At 65.2% G+C, this 20860-nt stretch carries 18 protein-coding genes; 13 read left to right on the top strand and 5 right to left on the bottom strand.

All coding sequences use genetic code 11. The features are described 5' to 3' along the window. The first annotated feature begins 3 nt into the window (after positions 1–3). The 8 genes from ASG20_RS00660 to ASG20_RS00625 are packed head-to-tail and all read left to right on the top strand — an operon-like array spanning position 4 to position 7596. The gene (locus ASG20_RS00660) at positions 4–477 is read left to right on the top strand and encodes an A24 family peptidase (protein WP_056047287.1); all 474 of its coding nucleotides are present in this window, start codon (positions 4–6) and stop codon (positions 475–477) included. Between the two features lie 49 nt (positions 478–526). Then, positions 527–1564: a Flp pilus assembly protein CpaB gene (gene cpaB / locus ASG20_RS00655; RefSeq protein ID WP_056047283.1), complete on the top strand. Its 1038-nt coding sequence runs from the start codon at positions 527–529 to the stop codon at positions 1562–1564. Between the two features lies 1 nt (position 1565). Beyond that, entirely contained in the window at positions 1566–3212 is a 1647-nt protein-coding gene (locus ASG20_RS00650) for a type II and III secretion system protein family protein (protein ID WP_056047280.1), read from the top strand. A 48-nt stretch (positions 3213–3260) separates the two neighbouring features. Further along, a complete protein-coding gene (locus ASG20_RS00645) occupies positions 3261–3890 on the top strand; it encodes a CpaD family pilus assembly protein (RefSeq protein ID WP_056047277.1) in 630 nt (209 codons plus the stop codon). Further along, a complete protein-coding gene (locus ASG20_RS00640; RefSeq protein WP_056047275.1) occupies positions 3890–5179 on the top strand; it encodes an AAA family ATPase in 1290 nt (429 codons plus the stop codon). Before ASG20_RS00645 ends, ASG20_RS00640 begins: the two co-directional genes overlap by 1 nt. Beyond that, on the top strand, positions 5179–6150 hold the full coding sequence (locus tag ASG20_RS00635) for a type II secretion system F family protein (RefSeq protein WP_056047272.1): 972 nt from the start codon (positions 5179–5181) through the stop codon (positions 6148–6150). The genes ASG20_RS00640 and ASG20_RS00635 overlap by 1 nt, the downstream gene beginning before the upstream one ends. A 10-nt stretch (positions 6151–6160) precedes the next feature. Continuing rightward, on the top strand, positions 6161–7153 hold the full coding sequence (locus tag ASG20_RS00630; RefSeq protein ID WP_056050205.1) for a type II secretion system F family protein: 993 nt from the start codon (positions 6161–6163) through the stop codon (positions 7151–7153). Between the two features lie 53 nt (positions 7154–7206). Next, positions 7207–7596 (top strand): hypothetical protein, encoded by a 390-nt coding sequence (locus ASG20_RS00625; RefSeq protein WP_056047270.1) that lies wholly within the window; start codon positions 7207–7209, stop codon positions 7594–7596. A 241-nt stretch (positions 7597–7837) separates the two neighbouring features. On the opposite strand, the gene ppdK is transcribed toward ASG20_RS00625, so the two are convergent. The 3 genes from ppdK to ASG20_RS00610 all read right to left on the bottom strand — a co-directional run bounded on the left by ppdK (position 7838) and on the right by ASG20_RS00610 (position 14031). Continuing rightward, the gene (ppdK, locus tag ASG20_RS00620) at positions 7838–10501 is read right to left on the bottom strand and encodes a pyruvate, phosphate dikinase (RefSeq protein WP_056047269.1); all 2664 of its coding nucleotides are present in this window, start codon (positions 10499–10501) and stop codon (positions 7838–7840) included. A gap of 91 nt (positions 10502–10592) precedes the next feature. Beyond that, positions 10593–12962 (bottom strand): glycine--tRNA ligase subunit beta, encoded by a 2370-nt coding sequence (gene glyS / locus ASG20_RS00615; RefSeq protein ID WP_056047267.1) that lies wholly within the window; start codon positions 12960–12962, stop codon positions 10593–10595. 229 nt (positions 12963–13191) lie between these two features. Beyond that, positions 13192–14031 (bottom strand): glycine--tRNA ligase subunit alpha, encoded by an 840-nt coding sequence (locus tag ASG20_RS00610; protein ID WP_056047263.1) that lies wholly within the window; start codon positions 14029–14031, stop codon positions 13192–13194. A gap of 188 nt (positions 14032–14219) precedes the next feature. Here ASG20_RS00610 and ASG20_RS00605 point away from each other — a divergent pair, with 188 nt between their 5' ends. From ASG20_RS00605 to ASG20_RS00590, 4 genes are all read left to right on the top strand, one after another. After that, positions 14220–15086 carry a TraB/GumN family protein gene (locus tag ASG20_RS00605; RefSeq protein WP_056050203.1) on the top strand — a complete coding sequence of 289 codons (867 nt, stop codon included), beginning with the start codon at positions 14220–14222 and terminating at the stop codon, positions 15084–15086. Positions 15087–15355: 269 nt separating this feature from the next. After that, on the top strand, positions 15356–16054 hold the full coding sequence (locus ASG20_RS00600; protein WP_056047261.1) for a 50S ribosomal protein L25/general stress protein Ctc: 699 nt from the start codon (positions 15356–15358) through the stop codon (positions 16052–16054). Positions 16055–16280: 226 nt separating this feature from the next. Further along, positions 16281–16850 carry an aminoacyl-tRNA hydrolase gene (gene pth, locus ASG20_RS00595; RefSeq protein WP_056047259.1) on the top strand — a complete coding sequence of 190 codons (570 nt, stop codon included), beginning with the start codon at positions 16281–16283 and terminating at the stop codon, positions 16848–16850. Further along, on the top strand, positions 16847–17452 hold the full coding sequence (locus tag ASG20_RS00590; RefSeq protein ID WP_056047257.1) for a TIGR02466 family protein: 606 nt from the start codon (positions 16847–16849) through the stop codon (positions 17450–17452). The genes pth and ASG20_RS00590 overlap by 4 nt, the downstream gene beginning before the upstream one ends. A gap of 304 nt (positions 17453–17756) precedes the next feature. Here the strand turns inward: ASG20_RS00590 and ASG20_RS00585 are convergent, their stop codons facing one another. After that, on the bottom strand, positions 17757–18821 hold the full coding sequence (locus ASG20_RS00585) for an NAD(P)-dependent alcohol dehydrogenase (protein WP_056047254.1): 1065 nt from the start codon (positions 18819–18821) through the stop codon (positions 17757–17759). Between the two features lie 328 nt (positions 18822–19149). Between ASG20_RS00585 and ychF the strand changes: the two genes are divergently transcribed. Beyond that, positions 19150–20247 carry a redox-regulated ATPase YchF gene (gene ychF, locus ASG20_RS00580; protein ID WP_056047251.1) on the top strand — a complete coding sequence of 366 codons (1098 nt, stop codon included), beginning with the start codon at positions 19150–19152 and terminating at the stop codon, positions 20245–20247. Positions 20248–20268: 21 nt separating this feature from the next. Here the strand turns inward: ychF and ASG20_RS18835 are convergent, their stop codons facing one another. Then, entirely contained in the window at positions 20269–20697 is a 429-nt protein-coding gene (locus ASG20_RS18835) for an excalibur calcium-binding domain-containing protein (RefSeq protein WP_201780656.1), read from the bottom strand. Positions 20698–20860: the final 163 nt, after the last annotated feature.

Below are 20860 nucleotides of genomic sequence, written 5' to 3'. Positions count from 1 at the left end.
CCGATGGGGTCCAACATTGCGCTTCCAATCTTGATTTTCGTGCTGGGGGGCCTGCTGGTTTCCGCCGGCATCGAGGACGTGCGGACTCGGGAAATCGCCAACTGGAAGAACGCCGCCGTCGCGCTGCTCGCGCCGGTCTGGTGGTATGCCAACGGCCTGGATGTCTGGCCCGACATGGCGCTCCAGCTCGGCGTGGCCCTAGCCGTGTTCGCCGTGTTTCTGATCGCGTTCCATTTCGGGATGATGGGCGGCGGCGACGTGAAGCTCATCGTCGCGCTCGCGCTGTGGCTGCCGTTCCCGGCGTTCCTGTCGATGCTGATGATCATGTCGATCGCCGGCGGGATCGTCACGATCGTCATGATGTTCGAGCGAACGATCAAGAAGAACACCGGACAAATCGAGGTTCCATATGGGGTCGCTATAGCATTCGCCGGTATTCTCGCACTCCGCGAACCACTCCTTAACCAGTTTCAGTGATGATTAACCTCGGAACAAACACCGGGCGCCTGAAAGGCACGATGTAGTCATGGACAGCCGCAAGATAATTTTGCTGGTAGGCGCGCTTATAGTCGCGGCCGTCACAGCCTTCTTTGCCAGAACGCTTGTGGCGGGAAGTTCGGCACCGCAAGCCGGTGCCTCAGCCATGGCCGCGCCGGCCGTCGACGGGCCCGAAGTGCTCGTCGCGACGCGCTCGCTGCCGGTCGGCACGATCCTTGACGCGACCGCGCTGAAGTATCAGCCCTGGCCCAAGGAGCTGGTCGACAACGCCTATTACCTCAAGGACAAGACCAACCTCCAGTCGTTGCAGGGCACGGTGGTGCGCAGCATCATCACGGCGGGACAACCGGTGACGCAGGGTGCGCTGGTGAAGCCCGGCGACCGCGGATTTCTCGCCGCGGCGCTCGGCCCTGGCATGCGCGCGGTCTCCGTCCCCGTTTCGGCGCAGGCCGCGGTTGCAGGCTTCGTCTTTCCGGGCGACCGCATCGACCTCGTCCTGACGCAGAACGTCGCCGGTGGCGGCGATGGCCAGCCGCTCAAGGTGTCGGAAACGATCATGCGCAACATCCGCGTGCTCGCCACCGACCAGCGCACCGACAATCTGGTCGGCGAGGACGGCAAGACCAAGGTCCAGACCTTCTCGAACGTGACGATCGAAGCGACGCCGAAGATGGCGGAGCAGGTCGCGGTCGCGCAGACGCTCGGCACGCTGTCGCTGTCGCTACGCTCGATCGCCGACAATTCCGCCGAACTCGAAGAGGCGATCGCCTCGGGCGCGGTGCACGTGCCCAACGGTAACGATCCGAAGGCGGAGAAGGCGATGATGGTCCGGCTCGCGAGCCAGCCATCGGCCGGTGCGGGAAGCTACCAGACCGGCGCCGACGTCTCGCGCTACCAGCGCAGCTCGGTCCCTGGAAAGCCGGCCGCAAGTGCCGGCGGACAAGGCGGGATGCCGATGATGCCGGTCGCAGGACCCACGACGGGTGTGGTCGCCGTGCAAGGGCCGATCGTGCGGGTGGCACGCGGCAACGCAATGACCGTCGTTCCGGTCGGGGGGAAGAATTGAAATGCGCATTCCGTTGACGCACCCCTTTGGCGCGGCTCGCCAGAAAACGACGTTGGGATGGCCGCTCGTGGTCGCCCTGGTCGCGGCCAGCGCCGCCCCCTCCGTCCCCGCGATGGCGCAGCGCGGTCGCGGCGCGACCGCCCCCGCCGGATCGCCGGTCGTCCAGGTCAATACCGGCCGCGGTCGGTTGGTGACGCTCGCACGGCCGATGAGCGACCTGTTCGTCGCCGACGATGCGATCGCCGATGTCCAGGTCCGCTCGCCGACGCAGCTTTACATCTTCGGCAAGAAGACCGGCGAGACGACGATCTCGGCCACTGCGAAGGGTGGCGCGGTGGTCTATTCGGCGACGATCCGCGTCGGCAACAACCTCGACTCGGTGCAGCAGATGCTCGGGTTGGCGATGCCCGAAGCACAGGTCGTCGCGACGCCGATGAACGGGCTGATCCTGTTGACCGGTACGGTCGCCGCGCCTGAAGACGCCGCCGAGGCCGAGCGCCTCGTCCAGGCGTTCGTCGGCGACTCGACCAAGGTCCTGTCGCGGCTGAAGACCGCGACGCCGTTGCAGGTGAACCTGCAGGTACGGATCGCCGAGGTCAGCCGCAGCTTCGTCAAGAATATCGGCGTCAACCTGACAAGCCGCGGGTCGGGCAATTTCCTGTTCAATATCGCGCAGGGTCGCCAGGGTACGATTACGACGGTCCCGGGTGTCGTCGGCGCGCCGAACACGCCCGTCGACGTCAATGGTGCGGTGCCGGGCAATACCCTGTTCGGGTTCCCGGGCAAGGCAGCGATCGGTTCGACCATCGGACTTGCCGGTCGATTGCTGGGACTGGACCTGCTGGCCGCGATCGACCTGGGCGAGACCACCGGCCAGGTGACGACGCTCGCCAATCCGAACCTTACCGCGCTGTCGGGCGAAACGGGGACGTTCCTTGCAGGCGGCGAAGTGCCGATCCCGATCGCACAGGCGCTCGGCACCGTCACGGTCGACTACAAGCAATATGGCGTGAGCCTCGCCTATACGCCGACGGTTCTTTCGGATGGCCGCATCTCGCTGCGCGTCCGTCCCGAAGTATCGCAGCTCGATTATTCGAACGCGGTCACGCTCAACGGGACACGCGTACCCGGCCTGACGACGCGACGGACCGAGACCACCGTCGAACTCGGCTCGGGCCAGAGCATGATGATCAGCGGCCTGCTGTCGAACAGCCACAACAACTCGTACGACAAGACCCCCGGACTGGCGAACCTGCCGATCATCGGCGCGCTGTTCCGCTCGAACGCGTTCCAGCGCAACGAGACCGAACTGGTGATCGTGATCACGCCGTATCTGGTCAAGCCGGTCAACAACGCGAGCGACATCGCCCTGCCGACCGACGGCGCGCGCGCACCGTCCGACATCGATCGGGTGTTGCTGGGCACGTTGAGCGCGAGCGGCGGCGGCAAGCGGCCGGTGCCGACCGTGGCGCGTCCCGCCTATGTCCAGCCGTCCGTCGGTGCCACCGCGCCGGTCATGCCGGTGCCGCGGAGCGACATCCGCCGCAGCGAAGACGACGTCAGAGCGCCGGCTCCGATCGCCAACGGCACAGGCAAGGGCAGCAAGCCGGGCACGGCTGTCGTCCCCGCCCCCGGCTTCTCGAACTGATCGGATCGCAGTGACATGCCCCTGCACCCGACGTCTCAAGGATTTCCGATGATCAAGCAATCGATCCTAGCGTCCCTCCTCCCCGCGCTGCTGCTTGGCGGCTGTATGGGAACCGAGAATCGCGGCCTCGAATCGGTCCACCAGCCGGTCGTCAGCCGATCCGATTATGCGCTCGATCTGGGCGTGTCCGGCGGCGCGCTGGCGGGCGGCGAACAGCAGCGGCTGGCGGGCTGGATGACGACGATGCGGCTCGGCTATGGCGACCGCGTCACGATCGACGATCCCGCCGGCGAAGCACCGGGTGCGCGCGGCGACGTCGCCGCGGTCGTGGCGCAATACGGACTGTTGCTCAGCGACGATGCACCGGTGACGCCCGCCCCGCTCACGCCCGGCACGATCCGCGTGGTCGTGACCAGGATGCACGCCGGGGTGCCGCGTTGCCCCGACTGGTCGCGCGATGCGTCCAACGAATTCCAGGCGAACACCTCGTCGAACTATGGCTGCGCGATCAACAGCAACCTCGCGGCGATGGTCGCCAATCCTGCCGATCTCGTCCGCGGGGCGCCCGGCGCCGAAACCACCGACACGGCGGTCGCGTACAAGGCGATCGACACGTACCGCAAAAAGGCACCGACCGGTGCCGGTGGCCTGTCCGCCACCACCACGGGAGGAAAGTGATGAACGCTCCGTGGAAGCCAGGCGGCATCGCGCACCGCGAACCGTTTACCGCCTATGTCTGCGACGAGGTGACGGCAGACGCGCTGCGGCCGATCGCCGCCGAACTGGGCTGGTCGGTCGACAAGATCTTCAAGGGCGGCCTGCGCAACGCGGTCCAGTCGCTGTCGGTGTCCGCCTCGCCGCAGATCCTGTTCGTCGATCTCGCCGAATCGGGTGACCCGCTCAACGACATCAACGCGCTCGCCGAAGTCTGCGAGCCGGGTACGGTCGTGATCGCGGCCGGCCAGGTCAACGACGTCCGGCTGTACCGCGACCTGGTCGCCAGCGGGATCCAGGATTATCTGCTGAAGCCGTTGCAGCCCGACATGCTGCGCGAGGCGTTCTCGCACGCGCAGACGATCCTGAATGCACCCAAGCATGTCGAGGTATCGCCCGATCGTGCGCATTGCTCGGTCGCGGTGATCGGCACGCGCGGCGGCGTCGGCGCATCGACGATCGCGACCTCGGTCGCGTGGCTGCTCGCGGAGCATGAAGGGCGCGCGACCGCGTTGCTCGATCTCGACGTCCATTTCGGGACCGGCGCGCTCGCCCTCGATCTCGAACCGGGCCGCGGCCTGACCGACGCGATCGAGAATCCGAGCCGGATCGACGGGCTGTTCATCGAACGCGCGATGGTGAAGGCGTCGGAGAAACTCTCCGTGCTGTCGGCCGAGGCGCCGATCAACACACCGCTGATTACCGATGGCTCCGCCTTCTTCCAGTTGCAGGAGGAGATGCGGTTGGCGTTCGAATGCACCGTCGTTGACCTGCCGCGCGGCATGCTGATCCAGCACCCGCATCTGATCAGCGACGTGAAGCTCCTCGTCCTGGTCACCGACCTGACGCTGGCGGCAGCGCGCGATACGATCCGGATCCTGTCGTGGCTCAAGTCGAATGCCCAGCAGACGACGGTGTACGTGATCGCCAACCGCATGCACGCGGGCGGCCAGCTCGAGATCAACCGCAAGGATTTCGAAGGGTCTATCGAGCGCAAGATCGATTACATCGTGCCGTTCGACCAGAAGCTGGCGGCGCAGGCGGCCAAGCTCGGCAAGCCGATCGTCGAGGTCGGCAAGGCGTCGAAGACCATCGCGCCGATCCTGGCACTGGCCGCCGAGCTGGCCGCTGCATCGGTCGACACCGATCTCGGCGTCGCGAAGGGTGCGAAGGGCAAGTCGCTGATCGGCAAGTTCAGCAATCTGAAGGGCCTGATGCCGAAGCGCACGGTCAAGCCGGTACCTGCCAAGTAATGGATATGCTGCCGTTCCTTCTGGTGATGATCGGTTCCGCCCTGGCGCTGGGGATCGTGCTGTTCGCGTTCGCCGGTCCGTCGACCGGGCGTGCCCAATCGCGCCGGATCGCTGCTGTGCGCGAGCGTCACGGCGATGCGCTGGTGGTCGCCGAGGCGCAGTTGCGGCGCATCTCGATGACCCAAGATACCAAGATGGATCTCGCCTTCGGTCGTATCCTGCCGAACCCGGTACAGCTCGCCAAACGCCTCGCGATGACCGGCAAGGACTGGACCGTCGGCCAATACGGGCTGGCGACCGCGGGGATCGCGCTGGTCGTCGCCGCGCTGATGCTGTTGAAGGGGCTGCCGATCCTGCTCGCGCTGCTGTTCGGCGCATTCGTCGGCGTCGGCCTGCCGCATTTCATCGTCGGCAAGACGATCCAGCGCCGGATCGGCAAGTTCACCGCGAAGTTTCCCGACGCGATCGACCTGCTGGTCCGCGGGCTGCGCTCGGGCCTGCCGATCAGCGAGACGATCGGCGTCGTCGGCCATGAGGTCGAGGGGCCGGTGGGCGAGGAATTCCGCGCGGTCAGCGACAAGATGAAGATCGGCCGGACGATGGACGCCGCGTTGCAGGATACCGCGGACCGGCTCGGTACGCCCGAATTCCAGTTCTTCGTGATCACCATCGCGATCCAGCGCGAGACCGGCGGCAACCTCGCGGAGACGCTCGCCAACCTGTCGCACGTGCTGCGCCAACGCGGCCAGATGAAGCTGAAGATCAAGGCGATGTCGTCGGAATCGAAGGCGTCCGCCTATATCATCGGCGCGCTGCCGTTCATCGTGTTCGGGATGATCTGGGTGATCAACGGCCGGTACATGCAAAATTTCTTCATCGACGAACGGCTGATGGCGATCGGCATGGGCGGCATGGTGTGGATGGCGATCGGCGCCTTCATCATGTCGAAGATGATCAGCTTCGAGATTTAGGGACACGATGATGGGCGGAACCGCCGGACCTACCATTCTCGGGATCGACGTCCTGCTGGTCGCGACGATCCTGTCGGGCGTCGCCGCCTTCGCGGTGATGATCGCGATCTACGCGGCGACGACCGTCAGCGATCCGATGACCAAGCGCGTCAAGGCGCTCAACGATCGCCGCGAACAGCTGAAGGCGGGCATCACCGCCTCGACCAAGCGCCGCGCGAAGCTGGTCCAGCGCAACGACACCGCGGACAAGCTGCGCGGCATCCTGTCGTCGATGAAAGTGCTGCAGGATAGCCAGGTGAAGGCGGTCCAGCTGAAACTGATGCAGGCCGGCGTCCGTTCGAAGGAGTGGGCGCCGTCGGTGATCTTCGGCCGGCTCGTGCTGCCGATCGTGCTGGGCGGGGCGATGCTGTACTGGGTGTACGGCACCGACGGCTTCGCGACCTGGGGTCCGCTGAAGAAATACGGGCTCGTCGCGATGACGTTCATCATGAGCTACAAGGCGCCCGACCTGTATCTCGACAACAAGATCAAGAAGCGCTCGGACGCGATCCGCAAGGGGCTGCCCGATGCGCTCGATCTGCTTGTGATCTGCGCCGAGGCGGGGCTGACCGTCGATGCGGCTTTTCACCGGGTCGCGCGTGAGCTGGGGCGGGCGTATCCGGAGCTTGGCGAGGAGTTCACGCTGACCGCGATCGAACTGGGCTTCCTCACCGACCGACGCTCGGCGTTCGAGAACCTTTCCCAGCGGGTGAAGCTGGATGCTGTGAAGGGGGTCGTGACGACGATGATCCAGACCGAGAAATACGGCACACCACTCGCGTCGGCGCTGCGCGTGCTGTCGGGCGAATTCCGTAACGAGCGGATGATGCGGGCGGAGGAGAAGGCGGCGCGGTTGCCGGCGATCATGACGATCCCGCTGATCCTGTTCATCCTGCCGGTGCTGTTCGTCGTCATCCTTGGGCCGGCGGCGTGTTCGATCTCTGACGCGCTCATCAAGACCTGAAGCAACCGGCGGCGCGGACGATCGTTGAGCTCCCGTAACAGGAGGGTTTTACGATGCCGTTGTTTTCTACACCTACGCAGTTTGCGGCGCTTGCGCTGGTCTTCGTCGCCGGCTGGCTGTTCGGACTGGCGAGCCATCCGGGGGGGAAGAAGTGGAAGGCGCGGTATCTGGCGGAGCGGGATGCACATGCTTCGGTGAAGAAGGATGGGGATGTTCGGGCTGCGGCGGCGGAGAAGCGGGCGGTTGAGGCTGAGCGGGAGAATGCCCGGTTGGTGAAGGACGTTGAGGCGGCGCGGGTTGCTGCTCCGGTTGTCGAGCGTCAGCCGGTTGTGGATACGTCGCGGACTGGGGCGCTGTCTTCGGCGCGGCCGGGTTATGCTCGGCCGGCGTATAATGCCGATGGGACCAAGCGTGGTTGGTTTGATTTCGATCAGCGTCGGTGAGTTGCAGGGGTAGGTTAGTCCCTGCCCCCTTGTTCTCCCGCGGAGGCGGGAGTCCAGTCTGGGTTCCCGCCTTCGCGGGGAAACATTCTTGGGACGGCACACCTCTCCCACTTCTTCCACCCCGGCGGAGGCCGGGGCCCAATTGGGGACGCGAGGTAACCGGAGGCAGTCCTTCGTTACCTTGGACGTTCCAATTGGGCCCCGGCCTTCGCCGGGGTGGTGCTTTGATTGAGGGTGGCGCTTACTTCTTTGACAGCGCCGCTTGCGCCGCTGCGAGGCGGGCGATCGGGACGCGGTAGGGGCTGGCGGAGACGTAATCGAGGCCGACCTTTTCGCAGAAGGCGATGCTCGCCGGATCGCCACCGTGTTCGCCACAGATGCCGAGCTTGATGCCGGTGCGCGTCTTGCGCCCCCGTTCGGCGGCGATTTCGATCAGTTCGCCGACGCCTTCGACGTCGATGCTGACGAACGGGTCCTTGGCGTAGATGCCTTGCTCGACATAGGCGCCGAGGAAGCGCGAGGCGTCGTCTCGGCTGACGCCCAAAGTGGTCTGCGTCAGGTCGTTGGTACCGAACGAGAAGAATTCGCCGACTTCCGCGATCTCGCCGGCGCGGAGTGCTGCGCGCGGCAATTCGATCATCGTGCCGACGAGATACTCGATCGTGCGGCCCTTCTCGGCGAACACCGCCTGGGCGGCCTTGTCGACGACCGCCTTCATCAGCTCCAGCTCGCGGCGCGTGGCGACGAGCGGGATCATGACTTCGGGGATCGGGGCGGCGCCGGACTTCTCCGCGACGTCGACCGCCGCCTCGAAGATGGCCCTGGCCTGCATCTCGTAGATCTCGGGATAGGTCACGCCGAGACGGCAGCCGCGGTGGCCGAGCATCGGGTTGAACTCGTGCAACTCGGCCGCGCGGCGCTTGAGCGTGTCGACATCGACGCCAGCCGCGGTCGCGACTTCGGCGAATTCGGATTCCTCGTGGGGGAGGAATTCATGGAGCGGCGGATCGAGCAGGCGGATCGTCACCGGCAGACCGGCCATGACCTCCAAGATCTCGGTGAAGTCCTTGCGCTGTTCGGGGAGCAGCTTTTCAAGTGCGACGCGGCGGCCCTTCTCGTCGCTCGCCAGGATCATCTGGCGGACGTTGGTGATGCGGCTGCTCTCGAAGAACATGTGCTCGGTGCGGCAGAGGCCGACGCCCTCGGCGCCGAACTCGCGCGCGACGCGGCAATCCTCGGGGGTCTCGGCGTTGGCGCGGACCTTCAGGCGGCGGACCTCGTCGGCCCAGACCATCAGCGTGGCGAAATCGCCCGACAGCTCGGGCTGCACGGTCGCGACCGCGCCGATCATCACTTCGCCGGTGGTGCCGTCGATGGTGAGCAGGTCGCCCTCCTTCACCTCACGACCGCCGCAGCGCATGATCTTCGCCTTGGCGTCGATGGAGAGCGTGCCGGCACCCGAAACGCAGGGGCGTCCCATGCCGCGCGCCACGACCGCCGCGTGGCTCGTCATCCCGCCGCGCGCGGTCAGGATGCCCTTCGCCGCGTGCATGCCGTGGATGTCGTCGGGCGAGGTCTCGGTCCGGACGAGGATCACCGCGACACCATCGGCGGCCTTCTTCTCGGCGGCATCGGCGTCGAACACGACCGCACCCGAGGCTGCACCCGGCGATGCGGGAAGGCCCTTGGTCAGCACGTCGCGGTGCGCCTTGGGATCGAGCGTCGGGTGGAGCAGCTGGTCGAGCGCCATCGGCTCGACGCGCAGGATCGCTTCCTCGCGGGTGATGAGCCCCTCGTTGGCCATGTCGACGGCGATCTTGAGCGCGGCCTTGGCAGTGCGCTTGCCGGCGCGGGTCTGGAGCATCCAGAGCTTGGTCTTCTCGACCGTGAACTCGATGTCCTGCATGTCGCGATAGTGGTTTTCGAGCGTGTCGAACACGTCCGCGAGCTGGTGATAGACCTCGGGCATCGCCTCTTCCATCGAAGCGGGCTTGGCGCCGGCGTCTTCGCGCGCGGTCTTGGTGAGGTATTGCGGGGTGCGGATGCCGGCGACGACGTCCTCGCCCTGCGCATTGATCAGGAACTCGCCGTAATAGGCGCGGTCGCCCTTGGACGGGTCGCGCGTGAACGCGACGCCGGTCGCCGAGGTGTCGCCCATGTTGCCGAACACCATCGCCTGGATGTTGACCGCGGTGCCCCAGCCGCCGGGGATGTCGTTGAGGCGGCGATAGACTTTCGCACGCTCGGACTGCCACGAACCGAAGACGGCGCCGACCGCGCCCCAGAGCTGGTCGTGGACGTCCTGCGGGAAGGGCTTGCCCCAGAGCTTCTCGACGAGGCCCTTATATTCAGCGACGAGTTTCCGGAGGTCGTCGGCCGAGAGTTCGGTGTCGAGCGTAAAGCCCTGGTCTTCCTTGGCGATCTCCAGCGCTTCCTCGAACGCGCCGTGATCGAGTTCGAGGACGACGTCGGCGTACATCTGGATGAAGCGGCGATAGCTGTCCCACGCGAAGCGCGCGTCCTCGGACTTGGCGGCGAGGCCTTCGACGGTCTCGTCGTTGAGGCCGAGGTTGAGGACGGTGTCCATCATCCCCGGCATCGAGGCGCGGGCGCCGGAGCGGACCGAGACGAGCAATGGGTCGGTGGGATCGCCGAACGTCTTGCCCGTGACGCCTTCGATGTGCGCGAGGCCGGTGGCGACCTCGTCGCGCAGGCTCTGCGGGAACTGGCCGCCTTCGTCGTAATAGACCGCGCAGAAATCGGTCGAGATCGTGAAGCCCGGCGGGACCGGCAGACCGATCGACGCCATCTCGGCGAGGTTCGCGCCCTTGCCGCCGAGCAGGTTCTTGTCGCCCTTGCCGCCATCCGAAACACCGCCGCCGAAGCGATACACATATTGGGTCATGGTCGGTCCTCTAAGTGCCTGTTTTTATACGTTGGGCGGGAGCGAAGTTCACAAAGTTCACACGCTGGCGCGATGTGTGCACTTCCTCCAGTCAGCCCTCGATCTTCGAAAAATCTGCGACATTGTGCACTGCGGCACGGACTCGCTCAAGTAGCGCGAGACGGGCGGAGCGCTTGGCGGGATCGGAGTCGTTGACGATAACGCTATCAAAGAACGCGTCGATCGGCGCGCGGAGGCTTGCAAGGGCAGCCATCGCGGCGGCGAAGTCTTCGCGAGCGATCGCGGCCGTTGCGCGGGGTTCGGCGGAGTCGAGCGCGGTCATCAGCGCAGTCTCTGCCGGTTCGGGGGTGTAGGACAGCGTTTCCTGCTCCCTCTCCCCTGCGGGGAGAGGGTCGGGGTGAGGTGCAGTTCCGGGCGCTGCACTGCTTGGCAGCCCCTCACCCCTACCCTCTCCCCGAGGGGGAGAGGGAGCAGATGGCGCTTCCTTCTTCAGGATATTGGCGGCGCGCTTGTAGCCCGCGAGCAGGTTCGCACCGTCCTCGGTGGTCACGAACGCCTGGAGCGCGTGGACACGCGCGAGCAGGCGGACGAGATCGTCCTCGCCCCCGAGCGCGAATACCGCGTCGATCAGGTCGTGACGGACACCGGCTTCGCGTTGCTGAACTTTGAGGCGGTCCAAAACGAAACCCGATACTTTGCTCTGATAAAATATTGTGCCTACTGTTTGGGCAATATCTACTGGTACGGGCCACAATGACCCGGCAAGTGACGAATAAGCAGTTCCGAAGTCAGCTTCATTGTCGGCAACACCACGTAGGTTTCGTCCCAGTATCAATGCGACGCCGATCAGCGCCCGCATACTGCAGCGCAGATCGTTACGGATGATAATAGACAAAACCGCGAGTGCTGCTCTTCGCAAAGCAAAAGGATCTTTCGACCCGCTGGGGGGCATCCCCCCTGCAAAGAAGACGGTGAGCGTATCCAGCTTGTCCGCCAAGCTTACCGCGACCGTTACTGGGTCGGTAGGAACGTCGTCGCCTTGACCGACCGGCTTGTAGTGGTCGCGGATGGCGGTGGAGACGGCCGGGTGCTCGCCCTGCGCGGCGGCGTAGTAGCCGCCCATCAGGCCTTGCAGCTCGGGGAACTCGCCGACCATGCCGGTGACGAGGTCTGCCTTTGCGAGGCGGGCTGCGCGGTCTGCGTGGGTAGCCAATTCCTCCCCTGCAAGGGGAGGGGGACCGTCAGCCGTAGGCTGAGGGTGGAGGGGGTTCTCCGCGGACGCTGCGCTTCGTGGCGCGCCCCCTCCACCAGCTTCGCTGGTCCCCCTCCCCGTTCCGGGGAGGATTATGCCCTCTTCTATGAGCCAGCGGGCGAGCTTGGCGACGCGGTCGACCTTGTCGGCTACCGTGCCGAGCTTTTCGTGGAAGACGATCTTCGACAGCTTCTCCGCCTGATCTTCGAGCGGGACCTTCAAGTCGGTGTCATAGAAGAATTTCGCGTCCGACAGGCGCGCGGCGAGGACCTTGCGATTGCCCTCGACGATGCTCGCGCCACCGTCTTTCGCGTCGATGTTAGCGGTACAGACGAACGCGTTGGCCAGTTTTCCATCGGCCCCGCGGCAGACGAAATATTTCTGATTCACGCGGGCGGTGAGCTGGATCACCTCGGGCGGGACGTCGAGAAACGCGGGGTCGAACTGGCCGAGCAGGGGAATCGGCCATTCGGTGAGGCCGGCATTCTCGGCGACGAGTCCCTCGTCCTCGATCAGTTCGAGGCCGGCCTGCGCGGCGGCTTCGCGGGCGTGGTCGCGGATCAGCGTGGCGCGTTCGTCGTGGTCGACGATGACGTGGCAGGCGCGCAGCTTCTCGACATAGTCGTGCGCGCCGCCGATCGTGATCTGGTAAGGGTGGTGGAAGCGGTGGCCGAGCGTGACGGCGCCGCTGGCGATGCCGGCGATCTCGAACGGCACGATCTCTTCGCCGAGCAGCGCGACGATGCCTTGCAGCGGGCGGACCCACCGGAGCGATTCAGTGCTGGCCGACGCATCCCCCCAGCGCATCGACTTCGGCCACGGGAACGCGCGGACGATCGCGGGGATCGCCTCGGCCAGAACGGCGGCGGTGGCGCGGCCGGGCTTCTCGGTGACCGCGAAGAGCGTGCCGTTGCGGTCTATGAGCTGCTCGCGGGTGAGGCCGGTCTTGCGGAGGAAGCCTTCGAGCGCCTGGGGAGGCGCTGAGGTCTTGGGGCCCTTGGTTTCCTCGGAGACGGCGGCGGTCTCGAGCGGCAGGTCGCGCGCGATCAGCGTCAGGCGGCGCGGGGTCGCGTAGGTGACGATGTCGCTGGTGGCGATGCCGGCCTTGGCGAGCTCGGCGGTAAACAGCCTGGCGAGGTCGTCACGCGCTTTCGCCTGCATCCGGGCGGGGATTTCTTCGGAGCGGAGCTCCAGGAGGAAGTCGGTCATTTGGGTTCGCACGCGAAGAAGAAGGAGTTGGGTTCACGCGGAGACGCGGAGACGCGGAGTAGAAGGGGAGAAGAAAGGTTTGGGGCGCTGCGCGCTGCTGTTCGACGCCGCAGGCGTCTCGGAACATCAGGCTGGAGCACGGGCGAAAGAATGCGGAAGCGAGACACCCCTTCTCCCTTCTGCTCCGCGTCTCCGCGTCTCCGCGTGAACACACCTTCTAACGAGCCCATCATGCCGCCCATCCGTGCTTGTCCATCCAGGCGGCGCAGGCGCCTTTGGCCAAGTCTCGGACGCGGCCCATATAGGCTTGGCGTTCGGCTACGGAGATTACGCCGCGGGCCTGGAGCAGGTTGAAGATGTGGCTGGCTTTGATCGCTTGCTCGTAGGCGGGGATCGGGAGTTTGGCGGAGAGGCTGTTCTCGCATTCCGCTACGTGCTTGCGGAACTGGTCGAACAAGGAGTCCGTGTCGGCGATCTCGAAGTTCCACTTCGACATCTCCTGCTCGTTCTCCAGGAAGACGTCGCCGTAGGTCACGCCCGCATCGTTGAACGCGAGGTCGTAGACCGAGTCCTTGTCCTGGATGTACATCGCCAGGCGCTCCAACCCGTAGGTGAGTTCGCCGGCGACGGGCTTCATGTCGAAGCCGCCCATCTGCTGAAAATAGGTGAACTGCGTCACCTCCATGCCGTCGCACCAGACCTCCCAGCCGAGACCCCAGGCGCCGAGCGTCGGGCTTTCCCAATCGTCCTCGACGAAGCGGATGTCGTGCTTCAGCATGTCGATGCCGATCGCCGCGAGGCTGCCGAGGTAGAGTTCCTGGAGGTTGGCGGGGCTCGGTTTCAGGATGACCTGATACTGGTAATAATGCTGGAGCCGGTTGGGGTTCTCGCCGTAGCGGCCGTCGGTCGGGCGGCGGCAGGGCTGCACGAACGCGGCGTTCCACGGTTTCGGCCCGAGCGCGCGGAGCGTCGTGGCGGTGTGGAAGGTGCCCGCGCCCATTTCCATGTCGTAGGGCTGCAGGATCAGGCATCCGTGTTCGCTCCAGTAATCGTGGAGCGTGAGGATCATGCGCTGGAAGCTAAGAGGCTTTATCACGGGCTGGGTCACGCGCGGGCTTTGGCGGATGGGGGTGCGGGAGGCAAGTGGTGCGTTAAGCTGCGGCGTCCTACATGGGCTGCACCAACGATAAGGATTCCCTCCCCTTGAAGCTGTTTTCGAAGATCGTTTCGTTCCGATCCGCGCTCTCTGCCATCGCCATGGCGTTCGCTTTGCCCGCCTGTGCGCAGGTCGCGCCGAAGCCGGCTCAGGCCGCGAACGATGCCGATCCGGCGCTTTGGGTGGTGAAGGATAAGGACACGACGATCTACCTGTTCGGGACGATCCACGTGTTGAAGCCCGGCATGACGTGGTTCGACGAGGCGGTGAAGACTGCGTTCGATCGCTCGAACCAGGTGGTGCTTGAGCTGGTGATGCCGGACCCCGCGAAGATGCAGTCGCTGGTGATGGCGACCGGCGTGTCGAAGGACGGCCCGACGCTGACCGAGCAGCTGCCCGCGGACAAGCGTGCGGCGTATGCGAAGGCGGTGACCGATCTGGGCTTGCCGGCGAATGCGTTCGATCGGTTCAAGCCTTGGCTGGCGGCGACCAACCTGTCGATCGCGCCGCTTTCGAAGCTTGGCTATGATGCGGCGAACGGGCCGGAGCAGGTGATCACGGCGGCGGCCAAGGCTGCGGGGAAGCCGGTGATCGGACTTGAGACGGCGGAGCAGCAGTTGGGGTATTTCGGGGGGCTGTCGCAAAAGGCGCAGTTGCAGTTCCTGGGGAGCACGATCGACGAGTTGCCGACGCTCGAGAAAACGATGGCGACGATGGTCGACGAATGGGCGAAGGGCGATCCCGAAGCGCTCGCTAAGGAGATGAACGACGATCTGAAGGACTCGCCCGAGGTGGCGAAGGCGCTGCTGTTCGACCGCAATGCGCGCTGGGCGGAGTGGGTCGCGAACCGGATGAAGTCACCGGGGACGGTGTTTATCGCGGTCGGTGCGGGGCATCTGGCGGGCAAGGATAGCGTTCAGGCACAGTTGGCGAAGCTTGGGGTGAAGGCTGAGCGAGTGAAGTATTGAGGTGCCGAGTCCCTCTCCCCTCGGGGAGAGGGAGGGAGGAGCGCTTGCGACGGAAGGGTGAGGGGGAGTTGGCGCGAACGTCCCGAACCTCACTCCCCTCACCCTCCCACGTGCAAGCGCACGCGGGCCCCTCCCTCTCCCCGGAGGGGCGAGGGGTCAGGTTTAGTTGATTCTAACGCCGCTTTCCGCTATGCGCCCGCGCTTCCGGTCCATGGTCATCCCTGGAGGCGTGGGCGGGAAGGACAACAAACGAGTTTCGGAGAATACAGATGAGCGACCAGTTGACGCTCGCAGCCGAGACGCGTGACCGGGTTGGCAAGGGAGCCTCCCGGGCGCTGCGTCGTGATGGCCGCGTGCCTGCCGTGATCTACGGCCTGAACCAGGAACCAACCTCGGTTCACCTCGAGGAAAAGGCGCTGATGAAGGCGCTGATGACCGGCCACTTCATGAATTCCGTGGTGATGGTCAACGGCGTGCGCACGCTGCCTAAGGACGTGTCGTTCCACCCGGTTTCGGATCGTCCGATCCATGTCGACTTCCTGCGCATCGGCGAGCATTCGACCGTCACCGTCGCGGTGCCGATCGCGTTCACCGACGAAGACGACGCACCGGGCATCAAGAAGGGCAAGGGCGTCCTCAACATCACGCGCCACGAGATCGAGCTGGTCGTCGACGCTTCGGACATCCCGAGCGAGATCACGATTTCGCTTAGCGGGCTGGAGATCGGTGATTCGATCCACATCAGCGACGTGAAGCTGCCCAAGGGCGCGACGCCCGCGATCGACGACCGCGATTTCGCGATCGCCACGATCGTGCCGCCGACCGTGCCGACCGTCGAGGACGAAGAGCTCGAGGCTGAAGTCGCCGAGACGCAGGCTGCCGAAGCTGCTGCCGAGGACGAGGCTGCGGTCGAGCCGAACGACGACAACAACGACGACGACAAGATCACGCCGCAGAAGAAGGACTAATCTTCTTCGTCTTCGGACGATCTGGCGGGCGGGAAAGCTAGGGCTTTCCCGCCCGTTTCGTTTTGTAAGCCGTTCGCTCGCCTAAAAAACCGTCATCCCCGCGCAGGCGGGGATCCAGACGCTCGGACATTTCTTATGGAATCGAGAGGTTTGCCGATATGGGTTCCCGCCTCCGCGGGAATGACGGTAGGGGCACGGGCAACGACTGTTTCTTGGAGAATCACACGTGCAGATCTGGGCGGGACTCGGCAATCCGGGGGCGCAATATGCGATGCACCGGCACAATGTCGGGTTCATGGTCGCCGACGCGATCGCCGAGGTGCACGGCTTCGGCACGGTCAAGAAGCAGTTCCAGGGCTGGACGCAGGAGGGACGGATCGGCTCGACCAGGATCCTGCTGCTCAAACCCGCAACCTTCATGAACGAGAGCGGGCGCGCGATCGGCGAGGCGCTGCGCTTCTACAAGCTCGGGGTCGAGGCGCTGACGGTGTTCCACGACGAGCTCGATATCGCGCCGTTCCGCGTGAAGGTGAAGACCGGCGGCGGGACCGCGGGGCATAACGGCCTGCGATCGACCGACCAGCATCTGGGGCCGGAGTTTCGCCGCGTGCGGCTGGGGATCGGGCATCCGGGGCACAAAGACCGCGTCACCGGCTATGTACTCGGCAATTATTCTAAGGCCGAGATCGAGCCGCTCTCCGACATGCTCGGCGCGGTCGCGGCGGAAGCCAAATGGCTGGCGGAAGGCGACGACGTCCGCTTCATGAACGATGTCGCGTTGAGGATGCAGCCATGACTACCCGTTCCCTGTTTGCCACGCGGTTCTATGAGGCCGATCTCGGTGACGACGATCTGGTCGAGGAACTCGAGGACGCCGCGCTCGAACTGGCGAAGGCCGATCGCGCCGGGGTCGCCTGGTCGAAGGCGCATGGGTATCGCGGGTATACCTCGTATGCGTCGTTGAACGACCTGCCGTTGCGCGATCCGCGGTTCGGGGATCTTGTGCGGCTGCTGAACAAGCATGTCGCGCAGTTTGCGAAGGATTGTGCGTTCGATCTGGGCGGGCGGAAGTTGAAGCTCGACAGTCTTTGGGTGAACGTCCTGAAGCCTGGGGGCGCGCATTCGGGGCATATCCATCCGCATAGCGTTGTATCAGGGACGATGTACGTGGCGATTCCGGAAGGGGCTGGGGCGCTGAAGCTGGAGGATCCGCGGTTGCCGATGATGATGGCAGCGCCGACGCGGCTGGAGGATGCTGCGGAGGATTTGCGGACGTTCGTGTATGCCGAGCCTAAGCCGGGGAGTGTGTTTCTGTGGGAAAGCTGGTTGCGGCATGAGGTCGTGCCGAATGCTGCCAAGGGCGAGCGGATCAGTATCAGTTTCAATTATCGGTGGTGATGGGGGCGGCAGCGCTGTTTCCTATATCACACCACCCCGGCGAAGGCCGGGGCCCAATTGGGAAACGTCGCTAACAAAGGACCGCCCTTACTCACAACGGCCTTCCCAATTGGGCCCCGGCCTTCGCCGGGGTGGTGGTTTTTGTGGAAGCGTTCGACACCTTCTTACCCCCTCCCCTTCAGGGGAGGGTTGGGGTGGGGCCTGGCCGCGGATACAAGCGCTTGGGCACTGCCCCACCCCGACCCTCCCCTGAAGGGGAGGGAGTTTGGGGCGGCGCCATACAACACGCGCCACCCCTGCCCGATCAGGTCGTCTTCATCGACGCCATGTCGATGACGAAGCGGTACTTCACGTCGCTCTTCACCATGCGCTGATACGAGGGTTCGATCTCGTCCATGCGGATCATCTCGATGTCCGACACCAGGCCGTGCTCGTTGCAGAAATCGAGCATCTCCTGCGTCTCGGCGATGCCGCCGATCAGCGAGCCGGCGATCGCGCGGCGCTTGAAGATGAGGTTGCCGACCGAGGGCGACGGATGCGCATGCTCGGGGACACCGACCAGGGTCATCGTGCCGTCGCGCTTCAACAACGCGGTGAACGTGTCGAGGTTGTGGCTCGCTGCGACGGTGTTCAGGATGAAGTCGAAGCTGTTGGCGTGTTCGGCCATCGCGGCCTCGTCCTTCGACACGATCAGGTCCCTCGCGCCGAGACGCTTGGCATCGTCGCGCTTGTTCGGCGAGGTCGAGAAGACGTAGACTTCGGCGCCCATCGCGTTGGCGATCTTGACGCCCATGTGGCCGAGACCGCCCAGACCGACGATGCCGACCTTCTGGCCGGGGCCGACCTTCCAGTGCTTGAGCGGCGAGTAGGTCGTGATGCCGGCGCAGAGCAGCGGCGCGACCGCGGCGAGGTCGGCTTCGGGATGCGAGACCTTTAGCACGAAGCCCTCGTCGACGACGATCTTGTCCGAATAGCCGCCGAAGGTGTGGCCGCCGAGCACGGGATCGGGGCCGTTATAGGTGCCGACGAACCCGGTGGTCTCGCAATATTGCTCTTCGCCGTCCTTGCACGACGGGCACGCGCCGCAGCTGTCGACCATGCAGCCGACGCCGACGACGTCGCCGACCTTGAACTTGGTGACGTCGCTGCCGACGGCGGTGACATGACCGACGATCTCGTGGCCTGGGACGCAGGGGTAGAGCGTGCCTTCCCACTCGCCCTTGGCGGTGTGGAGGTCGGAATGGCAGACGCCGCAGAACGCGATGTCGATCGCGACGTCGGTCTTGCCGGGTTCGCGGCGCTCGAACGAGAACGGGGCGAGCGGGGTTTCGGGGGATTGCGCGGCGTAGCCGTTGGCGGTCGTGGTCATGTAATTCCTGATCTATCTCAAACTGGGATCAGGATATAAGCGTCGACCATATGATAACTACCGTTCGGTATGATTATTTTGCTGCACTGCGGCAATCGAGTGGGTCGATCAGGTCTCTTCTTGCTGATCCTCCCCCGCGAGGGGGAGGTGGCGCGAAGCGACGGAGGGGGAGGAACACGGAACAGCGGTTGCGCCGGCCTCCCCCTCCGTCAGGCAAGTGCCTGCCACCTCCCCCTGGCGGGGGAGGATTAAGGAAGAGGCGTCCTTGCTGGCCTTCCTTGCCGCCCTGCCCTAAAGCGCCCGCACATTCTAATACCAAGGGCATATCATGGGTTTTCGCTGCGGCATCGTGGGGCTGCCGAACGTCGGCAAGTCCACTCTCTTCAACGCGCTGACCGAGACGGCCGCGGCGCAGGCGGCGAACTATCCGTTCTGCACGATCGAGCCGAACGTCGGTAACGTCGGCGTGCCCGACAAGCGGCTCGACGCGCTCGCCAAGATCGCTGGATCGCAGAAGATCATCGAGACTCAGCTCGGCTTCGTCGACATCGCCGGCCTCGTGCGCGGCGCGTCGAAGGGCGAAGGGCTCGGCAACCAGTTCCTCGGCAACATCCGCGAGGTCGACGCGATCGTCCACGTGCTGCGCTGTTTCGAGGACGGCGACGTGACTCATGTCGACAACAAGGTCGATCCGATCGCCGACGCCGAGACGGTCGACACCGAGTTGATGCTGAGCGATCTCGAAAGCCTCGAGAAGCGCGTGCCGAACCTCGCCAAGAAGGGCATGCAGGGCGACAAGGAAGCCAAGATCGGCGCCGCCGTGCTCGGCCAGGCGCTCGAACTGCTCCGCGAAGGCAAGCCCGCGCGGCTGACCGTGCCGAAGGACGAGGACGAGGCGCGCGTGTTCGCGCAGGCGCAGTTGCTGACCGCGAAACCCGTGCTGTACGTGTGCAACGTCGACGAGGGCGATGCGGCGAACGGCAATGCGCTGTCGGCGCGGGTGTTCGAGAAGGCGAAGGCCGAGGGCGCCGAGGCGGTCGTGGTGTCGGCGGCGATCGAGGCGGAGATCGCGACGATGCCAGCGGAGGATCGCGGCGAGTTTCTCGGCGAGCTGGGGCTGGAAGAGACCGGCCTCGCCCGCGTCATCACCGCCGGGTACAAGCTGCTCCATTTGCTGACGTTCTTCACGGTCGGCCCGAAGGAAGCGCGTGCCTGGACCGTCCACGAGGGCGCGACCGCACCGCAGGCCGCGGGCGAGATCCACGGCGATTTCGAAAAGGGCTTCATCCGCGCCGAGACGATCGCGTTCGACGACTTCATCGCGCTGGGTGGCGAATCGAAGGCACGCGAGGCGGGCAAGCTGCGCGCGGAAGGCAAGGCGTATGTCGTCCATGACGGCGACGTGATGCACTTCCTGCATAGCTGAGGGTTTGGCGGAAGTGTCGGCTCAGCGATAATTCTCGCACGCGATCCCGTCGCCATCGCCGTCCATATGGGCGCCATAGCCGGGCGTTCCGCGGTATAGAGGCGTGACGCCCGCAGCGCGCGCCTCGCGACATCCGCGATAGACCGCATTGATGGGCGCGGACCGCTCAACCGGGGACGCGGCTTGTCCATAGACCGGGCGCGTGACGTTGTACGGTGCGGCGTCGCGGGCCGGCGCGGCTATTTTGAGGCGAGCCCGTCCGTTGGCCGTCGGGGTTTTTGCTAAAACCGGCAGCGAGGCCGCGTCAACGGGGCGAGCCACGTCTATCGGTGCGCCAACAATAAGCGGGGTTTCGGGCGGCGGCGTGCCGGTCGGCGCCATGGCGCTCCAGACGCCGGCGAACATAAGCGCCGACGCCGTGGCGGTTATCGCTATGAACGATCGATCCATGAACGCCACGCTATCCGAGAATCCGTTGACGAAAGCTTAGCGGCCGCGGCGGAAGTGCGGGCGGGCAATGCCCCCTGTCATTGATCCCCGACCCTGGCTATTCCCGATCGCGCGCGGTTGCGAACGGAGGGCGGCGATTGACGAACCAGAAAGCCGAGTCCTT

It is taken from the genome of Sphingomonas sp. Leaf198 (assembly GCF_001424005.1).
GTDB lineage: Bacteria > Pseudomonadota > Alphaproteobacteria > Sphingomonadales > Sphingomonadaceae > Sphingomonas.
Note: the sequence above shows the minus strand (reverse complement) of the source record. Positions and strands in the feature narration are given on the sequence as shown.

Excerpts from the sequence above, each read along its gene's own strand:
- ASG20_RS00660 (WP_056047287.1), top strand. The coding sequence starts at position 4 with ATGGGGTCCAACATTGCGCTTCCAATCTTGATTTTCGTGCTGGGGGGC.
- cpaB (WP_056047283.1), top strand. The coding sequence starts at position 527 with ATGGACAGCCGCAAGATAATTTTGCTGGTAGGCGCGCTTATAGTCGCG.
- ASG20_RS00650 (WP_056047280.1), top strand. The coding sequence starts at position 1,566 with ATGCGCATTCCGTTGACGCACCCCTTTGGCGCGGCTCGCCAGAAAACG.
- ASG20_RS00645 (WP_056047277.1), top strand. The coding sequence starts at position 3,261 with ATGATCAAGCAATCGATCCTAGCGTCCCTCCTCCCCGCGCTGCTGCTT.
- ASG20_RS00640 (WP_056047275.1), top strand. The coding sequence starts at position 3,890 with ATGAACGCTCCGTGGAAGCCAGGCGGCATCGCGCACCGCGAACCGTTT.
- ASG20_RS00635 (WP_056047272.1), top strand. The coding sequence starts at position 5,179 with ATGGATATGCTGCCGTTCCTTCTGGTGATGATCGGTTCCGCCCTGGCG.
- ASG20_RS00630 (WP_056050205.1), top strand. The coding sequence starts at position 6,161 with ATGGGCGGAACCGCCGGACCTACCATTCTCGGGATCGACGTCCTGCTG.
- ASG20_RS00625 (WP_056047270.1), top strand. The coding sequence starts at position 7,207 with ATGCCGTTGTTTTCTACACCTACGCAGTTTGCGGCGCTTGCGCTGGTC.
- ppdK (WP_056047269.1), bottom strand. The coding sequence starts at position 10,501 with ATGACCCAATATGTGTATCGCTTCGGCGGCGGTGTTTCGGATGGCGGC.
- glyS (WP_056047267.1), bottom strand. The coding sequence starts at position 12,962 with ATGACCGACTTCCTCCTGGAGCTCCGCTCCGAAGAAATCCCCGCCCGG.
- ASG20_RS00610 (WP_056047263.1), bottom strand. The coding sequence starts at position 14,031 with ATGATCCTCACGCTCCACGATTACTGGAGCGAACACGGATGCCTGATC.
- ASG20_RS00605 (WP_056050203.1), top strand. The coding sequence starts at position 14,220 with ATGGCGTTCGCTTTGCCCGCCTGTGCGCAGGTCGCGCCGAAGCCGGCT.
- ASG20_RS00600 (WP_056047261.1), top strand. The coding sequence starts at position 15,356 with ATGAGCGACCAGTTGACGCTCGCAGCCGAGACGCGTGACCGGGTTGGC.
- ASG20_RS00590 (WP_056047257.1), top strand. The coding sequence starts at position 16,847 with ATGACTACCCGTTCCCTGTTTGCCACGCGGTTCTATGAGGCCGATCTC.
- ASG20_RS00585 (WP_056047254.1), bottom strand. The coding sequence starts at position 18,821 with ATGACCACGACCGCCAACGGCTACGCCGCGCAATCCCCCGAAACCCCG.
- ychF (WP_056047251.1), top strand. The coding sequence starts at position 19,150 with ATGGGTTTTCGCTGCGGCATCGTGGGGCTGCCGAACGTCGGCAAGTCC.
- ASG20_RS18835 (WP_201780656.1), bottom strand. The coding sequence starts at position 20,697 with ATGGATCGATCGTTCATAGCGATAACCGCCACGGCGTCGGCGCTTATG.